Genomic DNA, 16,150 nt, shown 5'->3' with positions numbered 1-16,150 from the left:
GCGGCGGTGGAGCTTATTCCCCGTCGAACGCAGCGGGATTGCCGGTCGCTGACGTGTGACCTGTCGATGCGCCTGGACCGCTCGCGTCGCTGCTGGCGGCTTGCGCTGCCTGGTTGGCGGTGCGGTTGGCCCGCTTGGTGGCGGCAGTGTTGGCCCGTACCTGCGCCTTCAACGATTCGACTTCGCGACGCAGGTTTTCCAGTTCGTCCTGCTCGGGAATGTTGAGGGTGCGCAGCACGCCTTTGACGCGGTCGTCGAACGCCTTGCCCAGCTTGTCCCAGCCGCGTACGGCGGTATCGCGGGCCTGCTCGAACTGGGTTTCCACTTCCTCGCGCAGCTCGTCCACGCTGTCGGCGGCCTTGCGCTGCCCGGTGCGCTCATAGGCGGCGCCTTCGCGCACCAGCGAGTCGAATAACTTGCCGCCTTCGCTCTGCACGCGGCCCAGTGCGCCGAGTCCGGCCAGCCACACGGTTTGTGCCGACTCGCCAAGCCGCCGCGAAATCTGCTCTGCCTGGGCCTGGAAGCCCGACGCGGTGGTGTCGCGGTTACCGTTCTGATCGTATCCGGTCGTCATGCGATGCTCCTGTCGATTGCCAAAGTGACGTTGCGTTCACCCTAGTGCCGGCCCTGCATCGGGCAGGTGAAGCGTTGCCCGACCGGCCTGGCCCAAGCATCCGCCCATCGCGTGCGGGGCGGGTGACTTGGCGCTGAAGCAGCAACCGCAACCGCGCTCGCTCAGGCGAGCTTTTCGGAGAGCAGGCGACGAATTTCCGATTCCACCATCGGCTGCACGGCCGACAGCAGGAAGCCAAGCTCGGCCGTCACATGCACCTGCTGCGGCAGCAGCGCGATTGCGCCATCCACGCCGGCGCGGGAGATGCGCAAGGTGTCGCCTTCCCAATGCGAGGCAACTCCGTAGCGATCGGTCAGCTTGCGTGCCGCCTCGTCGATCGCCGCGCGGGCCTGTGCCGGCGGCAGGGAATGGTCGTGGCGGATATCGATGCTGGACATGAGCTGCCTGGGTAAGACGATAAGGAGTCGCGCATTGTGCGCATGCGCGCGCCTGGCTCCAAGTGCGGCGGTGCGCAACGAAGCCGCACTGGCGACCAGAGCGACTGCACGGCGACGTGCGGTGAGCGGCGATGCCTGCACCTCGAACGCTTGGGCATGGGCGCTCTATAACCACGGCATCGACTGCGCAGCGTGCTGGCATCCAACGCATGAGGCCGCGGTTGTTGGTCGCTGGCGCGAGCAAACCTGCTAGGCTGCGGCGGGTGCGCGACCTGCAAGTTCATTTCACTCACCGGCAGCAGCCGGATCATTCCCTCAAGCCCGGCGTCCACCGGATCGTCCGTCATGCCTCCGGCAGCGTGCGGGTGGTGGCTGACGCCCAGGGGGCGCTGCTGTTGGCGCAGTTCTGCCTGGACCAGCGCGGGCTGTGGTTGCAGGTGGCCAACGGGATCCGCGGCATCCACGTCAACGGGCGCCCGGTGCGGCGCATGGCGTTGCTGCGCCCCGGCGATGCGATCTATGCCGACGGCGTAGAGATGCTGTTGCGCAGTGCGCCCTCCAGCGCACCGGCCAACGATGTGCCGGAAGACGATGCCGGCCTGAGCGAAGTCTGCTTGCTGTTACGTGGGCTGGGCGGCCGTCACCACGGGCGCAGCTTCACCCTGGACCGCTCGCGCCTGGTCGGCAGCGATCCGGCGTCGGACATCGTCATCGACGACCCTGCCTTTGCCGCGCAGCACGCGCGCCTGGAGCGTCACGGTGACCGTGTGCTCATCCGCGATCTGGGTTCGGAAGAGGGCAGCTGGATCAACGGCGTGCAGGTGCGCGATGGCTGGCTGCAGGCCGGCGACCAGGTCGTGTTCGATGCCCGCCACCGCTTCGTGGTGGAAGTGCCGCGCATCCATCATGGCACTACCTGGGACATTCCCGATTCCGAACCGCCGCCGCCGCAGCGTGCCATCAGCGAGCCGGCACGCGCGCCAATGAAGGTGGCGCGTTGGCCGTGGTTGCTGCTCAGCGCGGTGTTGCTGGCGGCGGCGCTGAGCGCCTTGCTGTGGTTCGGCGCGCGCTGAGTTTCTTCCAGATCCGCCAGCCCAGCAGGACTGCGAGGATGCCGGCATACAGCGCCGGCTCGCGGATATCGGACTTCACCAGCCACCAGAAGTGCAGCACGGCCAGCACGCCGATCGGATAGATCAGCTGATGCAGGCGGCCCCAGTTGCGCTTGAGTCGACGCATCCAGCCCTGGGTCGAGGTGATCGCTAGCGGCAGCAACAGCAGCCACGCCGCAAAGCCCACGGTGATGTAGGGGCGCTTGAGAATCTCTTCGAAGATCTGCGTCCAGAAGCCGCGCAGGTCCAGGCTCAGGTACACCGTCAGGTGCACGCTGGCGTAGAAAAAGGCGTACAGCCCCAGCATGCGCCGGAAGCGGATCAGCACGGCCTGGCCGGTGAGCTGGCGTAGCGGCGTGATCGCCAGCGTAATCAACAGAAAGCGCAGCGCCCACAACCCGGTGCGGTGCTCGATCTCGGCCACCGGGTCGGCGCCCAGCGCATCGCTGCCGGTCTGCCACACCTGCCAGAACTGCCAGGCCAGCAAGGCGATCGGCGTCAGTGCGGCGGCATGCACCGCCACCTTGGCGGCAATCAGGGAAGCAGAGGTCTTGGCCATGCGATCTCGAAGAGGGAAGCGATGCCGCGCGGGCATTAACGTGCATCGTAGGAGCGCACCCGGGCGCGATGGGCTTTGCTGGTCATGCCCGTCGCGCCCGGGTGCGCTCCTACGCGGGGGACATCGCTACCTTAGAACCACTTCTTCAGGTCCATGCCCGCATACAGTGATGCCACCTGATCGGCATAGCCGTTGAACGGCTTGGTCGCGATACGTTCGGCAAACAGCTTGCTGGCGGTACCGGCGATGCGGCGCTCGGTCTTCTGGCTCCAGCGCGGGTGGTCCACCGCCGGGTTGACGTTGGAAAAGAAGCCGTATTCCGACGGCTGCAGATCGTGCCAGGCGGTCTCGGGCATCTTTTCGACGAAGCGAATTTCCACAATCGACTTGATGCTCTTGAAGCCGTACTTCCACGGCACCACCAGGCGCAACGGCGCGCCGTTCTGCTGTGGCAACGGTTTGCCGTACAGACCGGTGGCCAGCAAGGTCAGCGGATGCATCGCTTCATCGATGCGCAAGCCTTCGCGATAAGGCCAGTCGATCGAGCGATAGCGCACGCCTGGCATCTGCTGCGGGTCGGCCAGGGTTGTGAAGGACACGTACTTGGCTTTGGAGGTCGGCGCAAAACGCTTGAGCACCTCGCCCAGCGGTACGCCAGTCCACGGGATCACCATCGACCAGCCTTCCACGCAGCGCAGCCGGTAGATGCGCTCTTCCGGCGTGATGCCCTTGAGCACTTCGTCCAGCGACAGGCTGCCGGGTTTTTCGCATTCGCCGCTCACCTTCACCGACCACGGCGACAGCTTGAGCGTCTTGGCAGCCTTCGATGGATCGGTCTTGTCGGTGCCGAACTCATAGAAATTGTTGTAGCTGGTGACGTCTTCCAGCTTGGTCAATTCTTCGGTGGTGCGGAAGCCGCTACGCGCCTGCGCCGGCGTCACCACCGTCTTGGGCGGTGGCGGCGGGTCGGCCTCTGCGCACCCGGCAATGCCCAGTGCCGGGGTCAGCGCAAACAGCTGCAGCAGCCGGCGCCGGTCGCGGTAGACGGACTCATCGGTGATCTCGCTGGACGGCAGTTTGAAAGCATCGCGAAACGACATGGCAGGCTCCGGCAGTGGCTGCAGCGTGAGAGTAGCCCACCGGGGCGGAAGTTCGTCCCGTGGCAGTTACCACGTTACGTGATGCTCAGCCAAAAGGATGCAGCTGCAACTTCTTTGCCCGCTGCCAAGCCCGATGCGCTGCGGCATACTAGAAGGCTAGCTCGACAAGGTGTGCCATGACACGCGCGTTCAATTTCAGTGCCGGCCCTGCGACATTGCCGGAATCGGTCCTGCGGCAGGCGCAGGCGGAGATGGTCGAGTGGAACGGCGTTGGCGCCTCGATCGTGGAAATCAGCCACCGCAGCGCCGATTTCATGGCGGTAGCGGCCGCGGCCGAAGCGGATCTGCGCAGTTTGTTGTCGATTCCCGACGACTACGCGGTGCTGTTTACCGCCGGTGGCGCCACCACCATCCAGGCACTGTTGCCGCTGAATTTCGCCGCGCCCGGGCAGGCCGCCGATTATGTGATCACCGGGCACTGGGGCAAGACCGCGATCAAACAGGCGGCGCCGTACGTGGATGCGCGCATTGCTGCAGACGCGCAGGCAGATGGGTTTGTCGACATCCCGCCGGTGGCCAGCTGGACCTTGTCGCCGCACTCGGCCTACGTGCACATCACCGCCAACGAGACCATCCATGGCGTGGAGTTTCGCGACACGCCGGATGTCGGCACTTTGCCGCTGTTCGCCGATTTCAGCTCGTCGATTGCGTCCGAGCCGCTGGACATTTCGCGTTACGGGCTGATCTACGCCGGTGCGCAAAAGAATCTGGGCCCGGTCGGCATTTCGGTGCTGATCGTGCGCCGCGATCTGCTGGAGCGCGCCGGCCAATCGCGTGCGGACATCTTCAACTACGGCTCGCATGCCGCGCGCGATTCGATGCTCAACACCCCGCCGACCTGGAACTGGTACCTGCTTGGGCTCACCGTGAAGTGGATGCTGGAGCAGGGCGGGGTGGAAGAGTTCGCGCGTCGCAATGCCGAGAAAGCCGCGTTGGTGTACGGCGTCATCGATGGTTCGGGCGGCTTCTATCGCAACCTGATCAAGCCGGCGGTGCGCTCGCGCATGAACATCCCGTTCTTTCTGCCGAATGAGCAGCTGGATGCGTTGTTCGTCAGCGAATCCAAGGCCGCCGGTCTGTTGGCACTGAAGGGCCACAAAGCCGTCGGCGGCATCCGCGCCTCGCTTTACAACGCCATGCCGGTGGCTGGCGCGCAAGCGCTGGCGGCTTTCATGCACGATTTTCAGCAGCGTCACGGCTGAGTTCCAACTTCGACCGCGGCGCAGGCCGCGCAGGCGCTTGCGCCGTTTCTCAAGGAATGCCCAGCGATGGCTCCCAAGTCCAATAAACCCACTGCTGCCAAGGGCAGCAAGACCAAAGCAGCGCGCACGTCTGCGGACACATCGGCGACCAAACAGGTGGCCAAGCCCGCGACCAAACCGGACAAAGCCATCGGCAAGCCGGCCGCCGCCGCACCGGTGCTGGCCGATGTGCGCGCCAAGATCGACGCGATCGACCGCAACATCCAGGAATTGATCGCCGAGCGCGCCAACTTTGCCCATCAGGTCGGCAAGGCCAAGGGCAAGCTCGCCGCAGCGGTGGATTACTACCGCCCCGAGCGCGAAGCGCAGGTGCTGCGCATGGTGGTAGACCGCAACGAAGGCCCGCTCAGCGATGAAGTGCTTGTGCACGTGTATCGCGAAATCATGTCCGCGTGTCTGGCCCAGCAGGAGCCGTTGAAGATCGGTTACCTCGGCCCGGAAGGGACCTTCAGCCAGCAAGCCGTGCTCAAGCATTTCGGTCGCTCGGCGGTAGGCTTGCCGATGGCGACCATCGAAGAAGTGTTCCAGGAAGTGGAAGCAGGCAACGCCGATTTCGGCGTGGTGCCGGTAGAGAATTCGGGGCAGGGCACCATCCAGGTCACGCTGGATATGTTTCTGACTTCCAACCTGAAAATCTGCGGCGAAGTCGAACTGCGCGTGCATCAGTACCTGCTCTCGCGCAACGGCCGGCTGGAAGACATCGAGCGCATCTACGCGCATTCGCAATCCTTCGCGCAGACCGCCGGTTGGCTGCGCTCGCACCTGCCCAAGGTCGAGAAGCTTGCGGTGTCCAGCAATGCCGAAGGCGCGCGGCGCGCACGCAATGCCGAAGATGCTGCAGCGATCGGTGGCGAGAGTGCGGCGCATGTGTATGGCTTGAAGAAAGTCATCATGAAGTCGATCGAAGACGACGACGACAACACCACGCGCTTTTTGGTGATTGGCCGGCAGATCTTCCCGTCGTCCGGGCACGATCGCACGTCGGTGCTGGTGTTCATCCACGACAAGCCGGGCGCGCTGTTCGATGTGCTCAGCCCGTTCGCGCGGCACGGCATCAGCATGAATCGCATCGAGTCGCGGCCCTCGCACCAGGCCAAGTGGGAATACGGGTTCTTCATCGATCTGGTCGGCCATGTGGAAGACGAGGCGATGAAGCAGGCACTGGCCGAGCTGGAAGCGCATTCGGCGCAGATCAAGGTGCTGGGCTCGTATCCGGTCGCGATTCCCTAAGCGCTCGATCACCCGCCCAACTGGCACGCCGTCGCTCTGGCGATGACGGCGCTGCCATCTCTATACCAAGCGCATCGCCTGCATGGCGGCGGCGCAGCAATCGGATCATTCGCATGAGCAGCAGCACGCAATACTGGATCGCGCAGCAGGGCAGCGCATTGCGCGGTACGTTGGCCATTCCCGGCGACAAGTCGGTGTCGCATCGTGCGGTGATGTTTGCCGCACTTGCCGATGGCATCTCGCAGATCGACGGGTTTCTCGAGGGCGAAGACACGCGCTCCACCGCAGCCATTTTCGCCACGCTGGGCGTGCGGATCGAAACGCCGTCGGCATCGCAGCGCATCGTGCATGGCGTCGGCGTGGACGGCTTGCAGCCGCCCACCGAGGCACTGGATTGCGGCAACGCCGGCACCGGTATGCGCTTGCTCGCTGGCCTGCTGGCCGCGCAGCGTTTCGACAGTGTGCTGGTCGGCGATGCGTCCTTGTCCAAGCGGCCGATGCGGCGCGTGACCGGCCCGTTGGCGCAGATGGGCGCGAAGATCGAGACGCAGGACGATGGCACGCCGCCCTTGCACGTGCACGGCGGTCAGCCGTTGCACGGCATCGACTTTGTGTCGCCAGTCGCCAGTGCGCAGGTCAAGTCGGCGGTGCTGCTGGCAGGCCTGTATGCGCAAGGCGAGACCTCGGTGACCGAGCCGCACCCCACGCGCGACTACACCGAGCGCATGTTGTCTGCGTTTGGCGTGGAGATCGCGTTCTCACCGGGTAAGGCGCGCCTGCGCGGCGGCCAGCGCTTGCGTGCGACCGACATCGCAGTGCCTGCGGATTTTTCGTCGGCAGCGTTTTTCATCGTGGCTGCCAGCATCATTCCCGATTCGGAAGTCGTGCTGCGCGCAGTGGGCTTGAATCCGCGTCGTACCGGGCTGCTGGCCGCGCTGCGCTTGATGGGCGCGGACATCACCGAGGAAAACCATGCCGAACACGGTGGTGAACCAGTGGCCGATCTGCGCGTGCGCTACGCGCCATTACACGGTGCGCAGATCCCCGAAGCGCTGGTGCCGGACATGATCGACGAGTTCCCGGCCTTGTTCGTCGCCGCCGCGGCTGCAAACGGCAAGACCGTCGTTACCGGCGCGGCCGAACTGCGGGTCAAGGAATCGGATCGCCTGGCCGCCATGGCCACCGGCCTGCGCACGCTCGGCGTGCAAGTCGATGAAACCCCGGATGGCGCCACGATTCATGGCGGCGCGATTGGCAGTGGCGTGATCGAAAGCCATGGGGATCACCGCATTGCGATGGCGTTCGCCATTGCCGGCCAGCGTTCGACCGGCACCGTACAGGTGAACGACATCGCCAACGTCGCCACCTCGTTCCCGGATTTCGACACCCTGGCGCAGGGCGCCGGTTTTGGGCTTAGCGCGGCTAATAAAACGTAGCGAGCAGTTGTCAGGTGGGTGTGGACGGCGCGGAGGAACCGCGGTGGACGAACGGCGCATGCCTAACCGATCACCGGCCGCGCCCGTCTGGCGGTGAGCACCGTCGTTTTGTTCGCTGCTCTTAGCGCTCTGGGCTGAACTCGACCGGCACCTGCACGCTGCTGACCACCGCGTGGCCGTCGCGCGTGGCCGGTTCGAAGCGCCACTGGCTCAGGCTGTCGGTCACCGCTGCGTCCAGACGCGGGTCGTTGCTGCCACTGCGGTCGACGATGGTTACCTGGCGCACCTCACCCTGCATGTCGAGCTGCAGGCGGGCGGTGCGAGTGCCCTGAATGCCGGCGCGTGCAATCGCTGCCGGGTAGCTGGGCATCGCGTTGCCCGGCAGCGGCTTCGCATCCACGCTGCTGACCGCCGCGCGCACCGGCTGATGCGGAATCATGGTCATCGCGCGTGGGCCATCGGTGCTGGGCAGAATTTGCCGGCTGGTGACAGGCGCGGGGCGAGTGTCGGTGGCGAACGATTCGTCGGCATGGCGGGCCCACCACCACGTAGGGACGACCACCAACAAGGCAATCAGCGTCGCCCATAGCCAGGGAGACGCGCCGTCATGCTCCACGTCCTGCCCGCGGCCGGACGCTGCAGCGGTGCGGCGAGACAGCGACGGCGTGTGGTGTGAAGAGGGATTGGAGATGAAGGACATGGCCGGCCTCCTGGCGCATCTTTGGGATGACGCAATCAGTCTGGTCGGCGCTGCCTGAGGCGCAGCTAAGGCGGGAGTCTGCCAGGCGCTCATCGCGCTGCAAATGTTCAGCTTTGCGACGACGACAGCGCTGTTGCGCTGCCGCCGTTTGGGCGGGCAGTGCCATGCATTCCCTTAGATCGCAATCAATTGCACGTGCCTGCGGTTGCGTGCGCCTGGGTCGTCATCCAGCGCGTTAGCCGAGCTTACTGCGCCGGCTTGAACTCGAAGGGGATATCCAGGTTGCCGGCCACCGGCTGGCCGTTTTGCTGCGCCGGGTGAAAGCGCCAATGGCGTACCGCCTCCATTGCTGCGCGGTCCAGATCGCGCGAGCCGCTGCGCTGGACCAGGGTCACACCGCCCGGATTGCCGGCCGCGTCCACATCCACACGCACCACTACATCGCCGGCATCGCCACGGCGCAGTGCTGCCGACGGATAGCGCGGCGGCGGCATCTGGCCCTGCATGGGGACCGGGCGGTTGCCGCCTGCCACAGGCGCGTTGGAGGGCGCTGCAGTACCGGGCGCACCGGGCGCGGCGTTTTCCGGCAACGGAGCCGGGGCGGGTGGGGCCGGTGGTGCCGTTTCCACCAGAGTCGGCGTTTCTTCCGGCGGCTTGGCTTGCGGCATGTCGCTGGCGCCGTCCTGGGCGGGCAGCGGTGCCGGCAGCGGTTGAATGGTGTCGTCTGCGGCCGGCGTGCCTGCCGTCGGCTGTGCCGGGGAGGCTTTGTAAAAGTCGTCCTTGCGGCCAGTTGCCCACACCAGCAGGAACAGCAGCAGGCCTGCGCCGAAGGCGATACCGGCAATTTTCAGGGTGTGGCGGGGCAGACGCAGGACGATCTGGCGATCGGACGCAGGGCGGGGCGCGGGCATAGGGCTCACCTGAAGGATCACGGTAATTCTGGCATAGCCCCGGTGAATCGATCGCAGCAGATGGCGGAACAGGCGATAATCTGGTGCTTCCTACCGACACACAGACTTCCGATGCTAGATCCGGCCCTGCTTCGCCAACATCCCGCCGACCTTGCCGAGCGCCTGCGCAGCACGCGCAGTTTCTCCCTGGACACTGCGGAACTGGAGTCGCTGGAGAGCGAGCGCAAGCGGATTCAGGTGCGCACGCAGGAATTGCAGAGCATGCGCAATTCCAAGTCCAAGGCGATCGGGCAGGCCAAGGCCAAGGGCGAAGATGTCGCCGTGCTGATGGCTGAAGTGGCCGGTTTCGGCGACGAGCTCAAGGCCTCGGAAGACGCGCTGGACGTGATCCGCGCAAAGCTCGAAACCATTGCGCTCGGGCTGCCCAATCTGCCGGCCGATGATGTGCCGCTGGGCAAGGACGAGAGCGAAAACGTCGAGCAGTCGCGCTGGGGCACGCCGCGCAGTTTCGATTTCGCGGTCAAGGACCATGTGGAACTCGGCGCGCCGCACGGCTGGCTGGATGGCGAAGCCGCCGCCAAGTTGTCGGGCGCCCGTTTCACCGTGCTACGCGGGCCGATCGCGCGCCTGCATCGCGCGCTGGCGCAGTTCATGCTCGACCTGCATGTTGGCGCGCACGGCTACGAAGAAACCAATGTGCCGCTGCTGGTCAATGCCGAGTCGATGCGCGGCACCGGCCAGCTGCCGAAGTTCGAAGACGATTTGTTCCAGACCGAAGTGGGTGAATCGCGCCGCTATCTGATCCCCACCTCCGAAGTGCCGCTGACCAATATCGTGCGCGACGACATCGTCGATGCCGAGCGCCTGCCGCTGCGCATGACCGCCCATTCGATGTGCTTTCGCGCCGAAGCCGGCAGCGGCGGGCGCGATACACGCGGCATGATCCGCCAGCACCAGTTCGAGAAAGTGGAACTGGTCACTGCCTGCGCGCCGGAAGACAGCGATGCCGAGCATCAACGTATGACGCGCTGCGCCGAAGTGGTGCTGGAACAACTCGGCCTGCCGTACCGCAAGGTGCTGTTGTGCACCGGCGACATGGGTTTTTCTGCGATCAAGACCTACGATCTGGAAGTCTGGCTGCCGTCGCAGGATACCTATCGCGAGATTTCGTCCTGCTCCAATTGCGGCGATTTCCAGGCCCGTCGCATGCAGGCGCGCTGGCGCAACCCGACCAGCGGCAAGCCTGAACTGCTGCACACGCTTAATGGCTCCGGCACTGCGGTGGGCCGCGCGATGATCGCGGTGATGGAGAACTACCAGAACGCCGATGGCTCGATCGACGTGCCGCAGGTGCTACGCCCGTACATGGGCGGGCTGGAACGCATCGGCTGAAACGCCTGCATTGGGCTTGCAGCGGTCGGCGTCAGCCGAAGAACATGCGTCATGTGTCGCATGGTTTTGGGCGCCAGCGCTGCGCTCTCAGGCGGAGTTTGGTTTCTTGACCTTGCCGCGTGAGTAGCGCCCCATGTCGCCGCCGCAGGCAATACAAACGCATAAAAAAACGGGACCAGCGATGGGCCCGTTTTTTTATGCAGGCGGCACTATCCTCACGAGTAGCCCACACCGGCTAAGGCGCACAACGCGCATCGCGTGCAAGGGCACAATGCCAGCGTGGTGCACGAACACCCACGCCATCACTGCGCAATAGCAGGATGACACTCAGCGTGACGTGCGGTGCTGGAAGATGTGTCACAACGGACCCGATGGTTTATCGGGAATCGGCTATTACCAATCCCCAATCCCAACCGCACAAAGCCTGCGTGCTCAGGCCACGGCTTCTGCCGGTTGCTGCAACTCGGCCAGCGCCTGCGCAAGCGCATTACTGCGATGCTCTGGCGAATACGCCACGCCTTCGGCGCGGACGAAGGTGATGTCGTCGATGCCCAGAAAGCCGAACAACTGGCGCAGATACGGCTCCTGAAAATCGTTGGTCGGGTCGGCATAGATGCCGCCGCGCGCGCTGGCGATAATGATGCGCTTGCCGCCGGGGTCGGGTCGGCATAGATGCCGCCGCGCGCGCTGGCGATAATGATGCGCTTGCCGCCGGCCAGTCCTTCCGGCCCCGTTGCGGTGTAGCGGAAGGTGCGCCCGGCAACCGCAATGCGGTCGATCCACGCCTTGAGCGTGGAGGGGATCGCGAAGTTGTACATCGGCGCGCCAATCACGATGACGTCGGCGTCCAGAAACTGCTGCATCGCCAGTTCGGCCGCCGCAGCCTCGGCTGGGTCGGCCTGTGCAAGCGACTGCGCGGTCAGGTGCGGAAGCGGCTCCAGGTCCAGGTCGCGATAGGTCACCTGCAGCTGCGGGTGCAGCAGGCGCTGCTGGGCGACGGCGGCGGCACTGAGTTCGCGGCTGATGGAGTTGGCGCCCAGGGCGCTGGAATCGAGATGGAGCAGCTTCATGGCGAAGACCTATTGCAAGCGGCAATGCCGCGGAGGGGCGCAGATTAGGTCGTTGCTCTGTTGGGATAAAGGTGGTTAAATATCACTTATCGTTCTATCCATGGATACCTGCGCCATGCACGACCTGAATGACCTGTACTACTTTGCGATGGTGGTGGACCACGGCGGCTTCGCTGCTGCCGAGCGTGCGCTGGGGATTCCCAAGTCGCGCCTGAGCCGCCGTATCAGCCAACTCGAAACCGACCTGGGCGTGCGCTTGCTGCAACGCTCTACGCGGCGCTTCGCCGTCACTGACGTCGGTACCAGCGTGCACCGACACGCCCAGACCATGCTGGCCGAGGCCCAGGCCGCGCGCGAGGTGGTGGATCGTCTCAGTGCGGAGCCACGCGGTCTTGTACGTGTGAGCGTTCCTGTCTCGCTCGCGCAAATTCAATTGCCCAAGCTGCTACCCGAATTTCTAGCCAAGTACCCCAAGGTGCGGCTGCAGCTCAACATCAGCAACCGCCGCGTCGACGTCATCAACGAGGGCTACGACATCGCGCTACGCGTGCGTTCGCGCCTGGATGACGACGGCAGCCTGGTGATGCGCAGCTTCGGCCAGGTGCAGGAATTGCTGGTCGCCAGCCCCAAGTATCTGGACCGCGCCGGCCGCCCGAAAGACCCGAGCGAGCTGGCCAACCACACCACCATGAGCACCAGCGAAGACGAAGCGCATCAGCGCTGGGAACTGCACGGCCCCAACGGCGAAATGCGCCGCGTGGACCTGCAGCCGCGTCTGGCCGGTTTCGATTTCCCACTGCTGCAATCGATGGCGCGCGACGGCTTCGGCATCACCATGCTGCCGGAAACCGTCTGCGCCGAAGCGGTGCGCAGCGGCGAACTGGAAGTGGTGCTGCCGCACTGGTCGCTGCCGCAGGGCATCTGCCATGCCGTGTTCGCCTCGCGCCGCGGCCTGCTGCCGGCGGTGCGGGTGTTCATCGACTTCCTGGCCGAACACCTGCCGCAGGAAATCGAACGCTCGCGCCTGGATTGCGGCGGCAATTGCGCCGAACTGGCCGAAAAGCTCAAGCGTGCAGCAGGCACTGCCAGCGCACCGCGCTTGGTGGCTGAAGCAGGCTGAGCGGCGCACTGCTGATTGCGTCGGTGCCCCTCACTGGCGAGTCGGTACCTTTCGCTGCGTAGGTGTAGCTCATTGGTTGACGCGCCGCCCGGCAAGCCGGGCACGTAAGGCTAGCGATGCCGCTTAGCAAAGCACGCCCGGGCATGCGAGAATGCGCGCCCGGGAGCGATCCCGGGATTGGCAGAACCGCACTCGATGACCGTGCGGCCCTGTCGGGCGCCACCCGCGCAATGCGGATCGCCCACGTGACAACCGATACTTTCGGCGATCACGCGCAGCAGCATCGGAGAGATGGCCGAGCGGTTTAAGGCACCGGTCTTGAAAACCGGCGAAGGGTCAAACCTTCCGTGGGTTCGAATCCCACTCTCTCCGCCAATATCCATATAAGTCATTTATTTAGTTGAACTTATTGTGGATAGCTGAGTCTGCCAGCGAAATGTAGGTCGGGAAACATCTTTCGAGTGCGCATCCCCATCATCTTGTTCGCACCCCCTGCCAGCAACTACGCTTTTCATCAGCGTGTGCCCAGCGATTTGCAGGTCATCATCGGCCGCAAGGTCATCAAACAAACACGTCGGACTGCGAACGTCGCCTCAGCCAGGTTGCGAGCGAGTGTGTGCCCAGCGATTTGCAGGTCATCATCGGCTGCAAGATCATCAAACAAACACGTCTGACTGCGAACGTCGCCTCAGCCAGGTTGCGAGCGTTGTCTTGGCATCAGGCTAGGCTCACGCGTATGACGTGTTGAGGGATCGATGGGTAGGTCGGTTTAGCAAGAAGGATCTGGAAGCGTTCGTTGATCGCCTAAGCAGCATGCAGATCGGCGCGATCTCACGTCTTCCTCGGATGCAGGAGGCGGGTGGCAGATGGCACGATCACGGAGCGCTGACAGATCGACCGCGGAGACGACGTCCGGCGCATCGTGGCTGCAAATCTACGACGTGAGTTTGCTCTGCGGCATTGGCTTCAAGATGCGCCTTTTCATCAGCTCGCTCGCGTTCCCTTTGGATCCTGTGCTCGTTGAGAATGCCAAGGTCGGCATCTTGCTGGGATCGCTACTTCCTGCGTTGCTGGGAGCGGTCGTATTGAGGTTCGCGCCCAGAACCTAGAGCAGGTTGCTTGACTGGGTGCAAGGCATCTTGGCCGAAGTCCCGACCAACCGGTTACGGTTGGCCGGGACATTGATCAGCGAACGTGATCCAGGAACTGGCGGTGGCGCTCGTATTGGTCGAGCACATCATGGATCAATTGCACTTTTGGCCAACCCATGACGTCGTAGTCCTGTCCGCCCTCGCGCAGGTAGACCTCAGCCCGGTAGTGACGGGTGCCCTCGCTCACGGGGCGGCGTGGATCCTGCAACGCGAAGGTGGGCGGTTCGTAAGGCTGAGGACGCACGGAGTAGAAGAAGTCCATTTCTTCGCCATGGCCTACGCGAAGCCAAGCTCGCCCATCTTCTCCTTCGGTGACTTCAACCGGAAGATCCTGCTTGCGCAGCTCCACCGCAACCTCTTGGAGTGCGGGCAGCACCTGATCTTTGATAAAGGCAACCACCTCCATCTTGACGGGGTTGTGCGCGAGCAGCTTGAGCCTGGCGCGCCAGTCCTCGCTGGTGCCTGGAAGCAATCGTGCATCACGAGAGATTGAGCGCTTCGTTGCGTCCAGATGCATGGCTTTTAGTAGTCCCCAACACATCAAGATCATGACGATAGTGAAGGGAAGGGCGCTAGCGATGGTCGCAGCTTGGAGTGATTCAAGGCCGCCTGCAATTAGCAGGGCAACGGCAATGCCGCCGACCAGAAGCGCCCAGAAAATGCGTTGCCAGACCGGCGATTCCTCCTCACCCTTGGAAGTCAGCATGTCGATCACCAACGCGCCGGAGTCAGCGGATGTGACAAAGAACAGCGCGACGAGCACAACCGCAAGCGAGGAGGTGAACATCGTCAGCGGGAGGTGGCGCAGGAACTCAAACAACGCCATCGAGCTGTCATCCGAAACCGCCTTCACGAGCTCTTGAACACCTTCGGAGCGCACCATGAACAAGGCGGAGTTGCCATAGATCGTCATCCAAAGAAACGTAAACCCGATCGGCACGAGCAAGACGCCAACCACAAATTCACGCACCGTGCGGCCTCGCGAAATACGGGCGATGAACATGCCAACGAAGGGCGACCACGCAATCCACCAGCCCCAATAGAACAAGGTCCAGCCGCCAAGCCAGCCGCTTGGCTCATAGGCATACAGGTTGAATGTCATTGAGAAAAGCTGAGAGGCATACATGCCGGTGTTCTGTACAAATGCCTGCATCAAGTGGACGGTGGGGCCACAGACAAGCACGAATGCAAGCAGTGCGACGGCCATGATCATGTTGATCTCAGACAGGCGACGGACACCGCTGTCGAGCCCCGCGACCACAGACCCTGTCGCCACCAGGATGATGATGCCGATCAACGACACCTGCACGAGGGTGCTTACTTCCAGGCCGAACAGGTAATTCAGTCCGGAGTTGATCTGCATGACCCCGAGGCCAAGCGAGGTGGCTAGGCCAAAGATGGTGCCAAGGGCAGCAAACGTATCGACCGCGTGGCCGATAGGTCCGTGGATGCGTTCTCCAATGAGCGGGTAGAGAGCCGATCGCACCCGCAGGGGCAGGTTGTGGCGATAGGCAAAGTAGGCCAGCGCCAACGCAACAACCGCGTAGATGGCCCAGGCGTGCACGCCCCAATGGAAGAAGGTGATACGCATCGCCTGACGAGCCGCCTCGGCAGACTCGGGCGTGCCTGTCGGCGGAGTGGCGTAGTGCATGATCGGCTCAGCTACGCCGAAGAACATCAGGCCGATGCCCATGCCTGCGGCAAAGAGCATGGCAAACCATGAGGCATAGCTGTAATCAGGGCGGCTGTGGTCTGGGCCGAGCTTGATCCGCCCGTAACCACTGATCGCGACACCCACCACAAAGACCAGGAAGCCTGCGACCGATAGGATGGTGAACCAGCCTGCGTCGTTGGCGGTCCAGTTTTTGGCTGCTGTGAACCAAGTCGTTGCTTTTTCTGGAACGAAGATGGATAGCGCCAACAGTAAAAGCACGATGGCCGCAGTAGGAATGAACACCTGCGGCAGGATGCGCTGGCGAACAGGAGTGGATGGCGGAGCTGAGCTCTGCATAAGTTCCTCCGTTTGATGATCGTTG

Annotated in this window: 14 protein-coding genes, 1 tRNA gene, 1 other RNA gene and 2 pseudogenes; 9 read left to right on the top strand and 9 right to left on the bottom strand. The window is 63.8% G+C overall.

Going from position 1 to position 16,150, the window contains the following annotated elements:
• Positions 1–13: 13 nt before the first annotated feature.
• Together ABQZ00_RS11695 and ABQZ00_RS11690 are read right to left on the bottom strand one after the other, a co-directional pair.
• Entirely contained in the window at positions 14–574 is a 561-nt protein-coding gene (locus ABQZ00_RS11695) for a phasin family protein (protein ID WP_115512017.1), read from the bottom strand.
• Between the two features lie 161 nt (positions 575–735).
• Positions 736–1,011 carry a polyhydroxyalkanoic acid system family protein gene (locus tag ABQZ00_RS11690; protein ID WP_055844595.1) on the bottom strand — a complete coding sequence of 92 codons (276 nt, stop codon included), beginning with the start codon at positions 1,009–1,011 and terminating at the stop codon, positions 736–738.
• Between the two features lie 263 nt (positions 1,012–1,274).
• On the opposite strand from ABQZ00_RS11690, the gene ABQZ00_RS11685 reads away from it, so the two are divergent.
• Positions 1,275–2,084, top strand: coding sequence for an FHA domain-containing protein (locus ABQZ00_RS11685; protein ID WP_323538259.1), 810 nt, complete (start codon positions 1,275–1,277; stop codon positions 2,082–2,084).
• Here the strand turns inward: ABQZ00_RS11685 and msrQ are convergent.
• Both msrQ and msrP read right to left on the bottom strand, forming a co-directional pair.
• The gene (gene msrQ / locus ABQZ00_RS11680) at positions 2,026–2,682 is read right to left on the bottom strand and encodes a protein-methionine-sulfoxide reductase heme-binding subunit MsrQ (protein ID WP_055844589.1); all 657 of its coding nucleotides are present in this window, start codon (positions 2,680–2,682) and stop codon (positions 2,026–2,028) included. The two genes, ABQZ00_RS11685 and msrQ, sit on opposite strands and share 59 nt — an antisense overlap.
• Before the next feature lie 131 nt (positions 2,683–2,813).
• Positions 2,814–3,782, bottom strand: a complete 969-nt coding sequence (msrP, locus tag ABQZ00_RS11675; RefSeq protein ID WP_055844587.1) for a protein-methionine-sulfoxide reductase catalytic subunit MsrP — start codon at positions 3,780–3,782, stop codon at positions 2,814–2,816.
• Between the two features lie 176 nt (positions 3,783–3,958).
• On the opposite strand from msrP, the gene serC reads away from it, so the two are divergent.
• The 3 genes and pseudogenes from serC to aroA all read left to right on the top strand — a co-directional run.
• The gene (gene serC / locus ABQZ00_RS11670; protein WP_055844585.1) at positions 3,959–5,044 is read left to right on the top strand and encodes a 3-phosphoserine/phosphohydroxythreonine transaminase; all 1,086 of its coding nucleotides are present in this window, start codon (positions 3,959–3,961) and stop codon (positions 5,042–5,044) included.
• Between the two features lie 66 nt (positions 5,045–5,110).
• Positions 5,111–6,334 (top strand): prephenate dehydratase, encoded by a 1,224-nt coding sequence (gene pheA / locus ABQZ00_RS11665; RefSeq protein ID WP_055844582.1) that lies wholly within the window; start codon positions 5,111–5,113, stop codon positions 6,332–6,334.
• Between the two features lie 113 nt (positions 6,335–6,447).
• A pseudogene (gene aroA / locus ABQZ00_RS11660) lies at positions 6,448–7,758 on the top strand (3-phosphoshikimate 1-carboxyvinyltransferase); the annotation flags it as partial.
• Here aroA and ABQZ00_RS11655 read toward each other — a convergent pair.
• From ABQZ00_RS11655 to ABQZ00_RS11645, 3 genes are all read right to left on the bottom strand, one after another.
• Positions 7,755–7,830: non-coding RNA, sX9 sRNA (locus tag ABQZ00_RS11655), on the bottom strand. The pseudogene aroA and the gene ABQZ00_RS11655 overlap by 4 nt on opposite strands.
• 61 nt (positions 7,831–7,891) lie before the next feature.
• On the bottom strand, positions 7,892–8,470 hold the full coding sequence (locus ABQZ00_RS11650; protein ID WP_323538260.1) for an energy transducer TonB: 579 nt from the start codon (positions 8,468–8,470) through the stop codon (positions 7,892–7,894).
• A gap of 245 nt (positions 8,471–8,715) precedes the next feature.
• Positions 8,716–9,381 carry an energy transducer TonB gene (locus ABQZ00_RS11645; RefSeq protein WP_055844576.1) on the bottom strand — a complete coding sequence of 222 codons (666 nt, stop codon included), beginning with the start codon at positions 9,379–9,381 and terminating at the stop codon, positions 8,716–8,718.
• A gap of 111 nt (positions 9,382–9,492) precedes the next feature.
• On the opposite strand from ABQZ00_RS11645, the gene serS reads away from it, so the two are divergent.
• Positions 9,493–10,773 carry a serine--tRNA ligase gene (gene serS, locus ABQZ00_RS11640; RefSeq protein ID WP_323538261.1) on the top strand — a complete coding sequence of 427 codons (1,281 nt, stop codon included), beginning with the start codon at positions 9,493–9,495 and terminating at the stop codon, positions 10,771–10,773.
• A 432-nt stretch (positions 10,774–11,205) separates the two neighbouring features.
• Here the strand turns inward: serS and ABQZ00_RS11635 are convergent.
• A pseudogene (locus ABQZ00_RS11635) lies at positions 11,206–11,843 on the bottom strand (FMN-dependent NADH-azoreductase).
• Between the two features lie 100 nt (positions 11,844–11,943).
• Here ABQZ00_RS11635 and ABQZ00_RS11630 point away from each other — a divergent pair.
• The 4 genes from ABQZ00_RS11630 (at position 11,944) to ABQZ00_RS23840 (ending at position 14,072) form a co-directional block, all read left to right on the top strand.
• On the top strand, positions 11,944–12,963 hold the full coding sequence (locus ABQZ00_RS11630; RefSeq protein ID WP_115512009.1) for a LysR family transcriptional regulator: 1,020 nt from the start codon (positions 11,944–11,946) through the stop codon (positions 12,961–12,963).
• A 285-nt stretch (positions 12,964–13,248) separates the two neighbouring features.
• A tRNA-Ser gene (locus tag ABQZ00_RS11625) sits at positions 13,249–13,338 on the top strand.
• Between the two features lie 86 nt (positions 13,339–13,424).
• The gene (locus tag ABQZ00_RS11620; RefSeq protein WP_349777720.1) at positions 13,425–13,637 is read left to right on the top strand and encodes a DUF6538 domain-containing protein; all 213 of its coding nucleotides are present in this window, start codon (positions 13,425–13,427) and stop codon (positions 13,635–13,637) included.
• Between the two features lie 192 nt (positions 13,638–13,829).
• The gene (locus ABQZ00_RS23840; protein ID WP_323538262.1) at positions 13,830–14,072 is read left to right on the top strand and encodes a Na+/H+ antiporter NhaA; all 243 of its coding nucleotides are present in this window, start codon (positions 13,830–13,832) and stop codon (positions 14,070–14,072) included.
• 76 nt (positions 14,073–14,148) lie between these two features.
• Here ABQZ00_RS23840 and ABQZ00_RS11615 read toward each other — a convergent pair whose 3' ends face one another.
• Positions 14,149–16,125: a BCCT family transporter gene (locus ABQZ00_RS11615; RefSeq protein WP_323522124.1), complete on the bottom strand. Its 1,977-nt coding sequence runs from the start codon at positions 16,123–16,125 to the stop codon at positions 14,149–14,151.
• Positions 16,126–16,150 lie beyond the last annotated feature (25 nt).

It is taken from the genome of Xanthomonas sp. WHRI 10204, assembly GCF_040202875.1.
Classification (GTDB): Bacteria; Pseudomonadota; Gammaproteobacteria; order Xanthomonadales; family Xanthomonadaceae; genus Xanthomonas.
This window is presented reverse-complemented; position numbering and strand designations above follow the sequence as displayed.